General features: G+C 62.7%; 5 protein-coding genes, 1 tRNA gene and 1 pseudogene. All 7 read left to right on the top strand.

Going from position 1 to position 3,590, the window contains the following annotated elements:
* A pseudogene (tuf, locus tag ACQKDV_RS18735) lies at window positions 1–239 on the top strand (elongation factor Tu); the annotation flags it as partial.
* 103 nt (window positions 240–342) lie between these two features.
* A tRNA-Trp gene (locus tag ACQKDV_RS18740) sits at window positions 343–418 on the top strand.
* 48 nt (window positions 419–466) lie between these two features.
* On the top strand, window positions 467–880 hold the full coding sequence (secE, locus tag ACQKDV_RS18745; protein WP_427785752.1) for a preprotein translocase subunit SecE: 414 nt from the start codon (window positions 467–469) through the stop codon (window positions 878–880).
* Between the two features lie 10 nt (window positions 881–890).
* On the top strand, window positions 891–1,451 hold the full coding sequence (gene nusG / locus ACQKDV_RS18750) for a transcription termination/antitermination protein NusG (protein ID WP_004154362.1): 561 nt from the start codon (window positions 891–893) through the stop codon (window positions 1,449–1,451).
* A gap of 298 nt (window positions 1,452–1,749) precedes the next feature.
* The gene (gene rplK / locus ACQKDV_RS18755; RefSeq protein WP_004145248.1) at window positions 1,750–2,178 is read left to right on the top strand and encodes a 50S ribosomal protein L11; all 429 of its coding nucleotides are present in this window, start codon (window positions 1,750–1,752) and stop codon (window positions 2,176–2,178) included.
* 4 nt (window positions 2,179–2,182) lie between these two features.
* Complete coding sequence (gene rplA / locus ACQKDV_RS18760; protein ID WP_108748650.1) at window positions 2,183–2,881, top strand: 50S ribosomal protein L1; 699 nt, start codon at window positions 2,183–2,185, stop codon at window positions 2,879–2,881.
* Window positions 2,882–3,267: 386 nt separating this feature from the next.
* Window positions 3,268–3,590, top strand: a 323-nt coding sequence (gene rplJ, locus ACQKDV_RS18765) for a 50S ribosomal protein L10 (protein WP_427785753.1), incomplete at its 3' end; no start/stop codon positions are given.

Consider the following 3,590-nt stretch of genomic DNA (forward strand, 5'->3'; position numbering starts at 1 on the left):
AAGGCGGCCGTCACACCCCGTTCTTCAAGGGCTACCGTCCGCAGTTCTACTTCCGTACCACCGACATCACCGGTGCGGTCGAGCTGCCGGAAGGCGTCGAGATGGTGATGCCGGGCGACAACATCAAGATGGTTGTCACCCTGATCAACCCGGTCGCAATGGACGCCGGCCTGCGCTTCGCGATCCGCGAAGGTGGCCGTACCGTCGGCGCCGGTGTGGTCTCCACCATCATCGAGTAAGCCTGCAAAGCCGGCGGTTGCATAGCGCTGCCGGTCGCGCGAGTGGCGGGCCGGGAACCTCGGTCCGCCTTCGCCGTCTAAGGGAAGGCAAGTTTCAATCTGTACGCCAGTAGCTCAATTGGCAGAGCAGCGGTCTCCAAAACCGCAGGTTGGGGGTTCGAGTCCCTCCTGGCGTGCCATCTGCCCACCTTATCCAGCGGTTCGGCCGCTAAAGCAGACATAGCCTGATGAATAGCAAGATCGAACACTCCAAGGACACCTCCACCCACGGTGGGGATATCGTCAAGTACGTCCTCGCCACACTGCTGGTGCTGGCTGGTCTGTTCGTATGGTTCTGGTTCTCCGCTGACTCTGGTCGCGCTGCCCAGCTGGGCGCGTGGGCGGGTCAGCTGCGTGCGTTGGCGGTCATCATTGGTCTGGCCGGCGGTGTCGGCGTGTTCCTGATGACCGGCAAGGGTCGTGATACCCGCGAGTTCCTCTCCGAGTCGCGCTTCGAGCTGCGCAAGGTGGTCTGGCCGACGCGCCAGGAAGCCACCCGCATGACCTGGGTCGTGATGGTTGTGGTCATCATCCTCAGCCTGCTGCTGGGTGGGTTCGATTACCTCATTCAGTGGGCGATCCAGCTTTTCCTGAGTCGCTAAGGAGATTTGCATGAAGCGTTGGTACGTCGTTCACGCCTATTCGGGCTTCGAGAAGTCGGTTGCGCAGGCCCTGCGTGATCGCATCGTCCGTGACGGCATGGAAGAGCGCTTCGGCGACGTCCTGGTCCCGACCGAAGAAGTGGTCGAGATGCGCGCGGGCCAGAAGCGCCGTTCCGAGCGCAAGTTCTTCCCGGGCTATGTGCTGGTCCAGATCGAGACCCACGAAGAAGCCGGCATCCCGCGCATCGACAACGAAAGCTGGCACCTGGTCAAGGAAACCCCGCGCGTCATGGGCTTCATTGGCGGCACTGCTGATCGTCCGCTGCCGATCGCCGATTCCGAGGCCGAAGCCATCCTGAACCGCGTCCAGGAAGGTGTCGAGAAGCCGCGTCCGAAGGTGCTGTTCGAGCCGGGTCAGATGGTCCGTGTGACCGATGGTCCGTTCAACGATTTCAATGGCGTCGTCGAAGAAGTCAACTACGAGAAGAGCCGTCTGCGCGTCTCGGTGCTGATCTTCGGTCGTGCCACCCCGGTCGAGCTCGAGTTCGGCCAGGTCGAAAAGGCCGTCTGACCTGTCCTGTAGAGTCGAGCCATGCTCGACTCCGGGGTCTGCATGGTGTGGTAGTCGAGCATGGCTCGACTCTCCAAAGGGAGCCGGGCCTTGCCCGGTTTCTTCCGTTTACATGCCGCTTCAGGCATGTGAAGAAAAAACCTGATATAGTGCGCGGCTCCCCGCTGGGAAGCCAGCAGGATGAGGCCGCCGCAAGGTGGCCTTCATCATGATTTCAAAACGCGATGCCGGGACGCGTGATTCCCGGTCCGATGGGGAGCCTGTTGTCGCAAGGCGCTAGCACCCGGAGAGCACTCAAATGGCAAAGAAAGTTGTCGGTTACATCAAGCTGCAGGTGAAGGCCGGTCAGGCCAACCCCTCGCCGCCGGTCGGTCCTGCGCTGGGTCAGCGTGGCCTGAACATCATGGAATTCTGCAAGGCGTTCAACGCTGCCACGCAGAAGCTCGAGCCGGGTCTGCCGGTTCCGGTGATCATCACGGCCTATTCGGACCGTACGTTCACCTTCATCACCAAGAGCACCCCGGCCACCACCCTGCTGAAGAAGGCCGCTGGCATCTCGTCGGGCTCCAAGCGTCCGAACACCGAGAAGGTCGGCAAGGTCACCCGTAAGCAGCTGGAAGAGATCGCCAAGGCGAAGGAGCCGGATCTGACTGCCGCCGACCTGGACGCCGCCGTGCGTACCATCGCTGGCTCTGCCCGTTCCATGGGCCTCGTGGTGGAGGGTTAATAAGATGGCACAGACCAAGCGTGAGAAGGCCATCAAGGCCGCCGTTGTCCCGGGCAAGTCGTACGCCTTCGAGGACGCGATCAACATCCTGAAGAGCGCCACCAAGGCCAAGTTCGTCGAGTCGATCGACGTTGCCGTGCGCCTGGGCGTCGATGCGAAGAAGTCCGACCAGCAGGTCCGTGGCTCCACCGTGCTGCCGGCCGGTACCGGCAAGTCGGTTCGCGTCGCTGTCTTCGCTCCGGCCGGTGCCAAGGCTGACGAAGCCCTGGCCGCTGGCGCCGAAGCCGTCGGCATGGACGACCTGGCCGAGAAGATGCAGGCCGGCGATCTGAACTACGACGTCGTCATCGCCACCCCGGACGCCATGCGCGTCGTCGGTAAGCTGGGTACCGTGCTGGGCCCGCGCGGCCTGATGCCGAACCCGAAGGTCGGCACCGTTTCCCCGAACCCGGGTGAGGCCGTGAAGAACGCCAAGTCGGGTCAGGTCCGTTACCGCACCGACAAGGCCGGCATCATCCACTGCACCATCGGCAAGGCCGACTTCGCCGAAGACGCGCTGAAGTCGAACCTGACCGCGCTGCTGCTGGACCTGATCAAGGCCAAGCCGGCCACCTCGAAGGGCACCTACCTGCAGAAGGTCTCGGTCAGCTCGACGATGGGCCCGGGCGTCACCGTCGACCAGTCGTCGCTGACCCTGAAGTAAGTGTTTCAAGCGGTCACCGTGCCCTCGGGCACTGTGGCCGTGACATTTGAAGGCATCGCCGGCAGTCCATCGCTGGCGGTAGCCGTCAAAGACCGCAGGCGCGGTCGTGGCAATACCGGCGACGGGCACGGAAGCTCGAAATGGCAGGGAGTCGCCGCCGGAGCAGCAATGACCGCTTAATCGATTCTTCGGAATCAACCTGCGTAGATGGTGCCCTTCTGGAGTTTTTCTGGTTCACGCACGTCTGGGATCTTCCCCGATTGCACTCCAGGTCTGGAACGGCCCACCCCCGGAACATCATTCCGATGTTCCCGGCGTCCAGGACGGATGCCGCACAGGACCGCACACGGCAGGAGCCGTAAGCGGAGTTCAATTGGAGGAGTGCAATGGCTCTCAATCTGTCCCAGAAGCAAGAAGTAGTCGCCGAGCTGGCAGACGTCGCCGCCAAGGCCCACTCCTTGATCGCAGCCGAATACGCTGGCACCACGGTCGCCCAGATGACCGCGATGCGCAAGCAGGCTCGTGAAACCGGTGTTTTCTTGAAGGTTGTCAAGAACACCCTGGCTTCGCGTGCTGTCGAAGGCACCGAGTTCGCAGTCGCACAGGACCAGATGGTTGGTCCGCTGCTGTACGCGTTCTCGCTCGAGGAGCCCGGCACCGATGGCGACGCCGTTCTTGGCCACCAGGGGCGAGCCGGCGTAAAACCGCA

Origin of the sequence: Stenotrophomonas sp. NPDC077659 (assembly GCF_050268705.1) — a bacterium.
Classification (GTDB): domain Bacteria; phylum Pseudomonadota; class Gammaproteobacteria; order Xanthomonadales; family Xanthomonadaceae; genus Stenotrophomonas.

Coding starts and splice junctions, on each gene's coding strand:
- secE (WP_427785752.1), top strand. CDS start 467: ATGAATAGCAAGATCGAACACTCCAAGGACACCTCCACCCACGGTGGG.
- nusG (WP_004154362.1), top strand. CDS start 891: ATGAAGCGTTGGTACGTCGTTCACGCCTATTCGGGCTTCGAGAAGTCG.
- rplK (WP_004145248.1), top strand. CDS start 1,750: ATGGCAAAGAAAGTTGTCGGTTACATCAAGCTGCAGGTGAAGGCCGGT.
- rplA (WP_108748650.1), top strand. CDS start 2,183: ATGGCACAGACCAAGCGTGAGAAGGCCATCAAGGCCGCCGTTGTCCCG.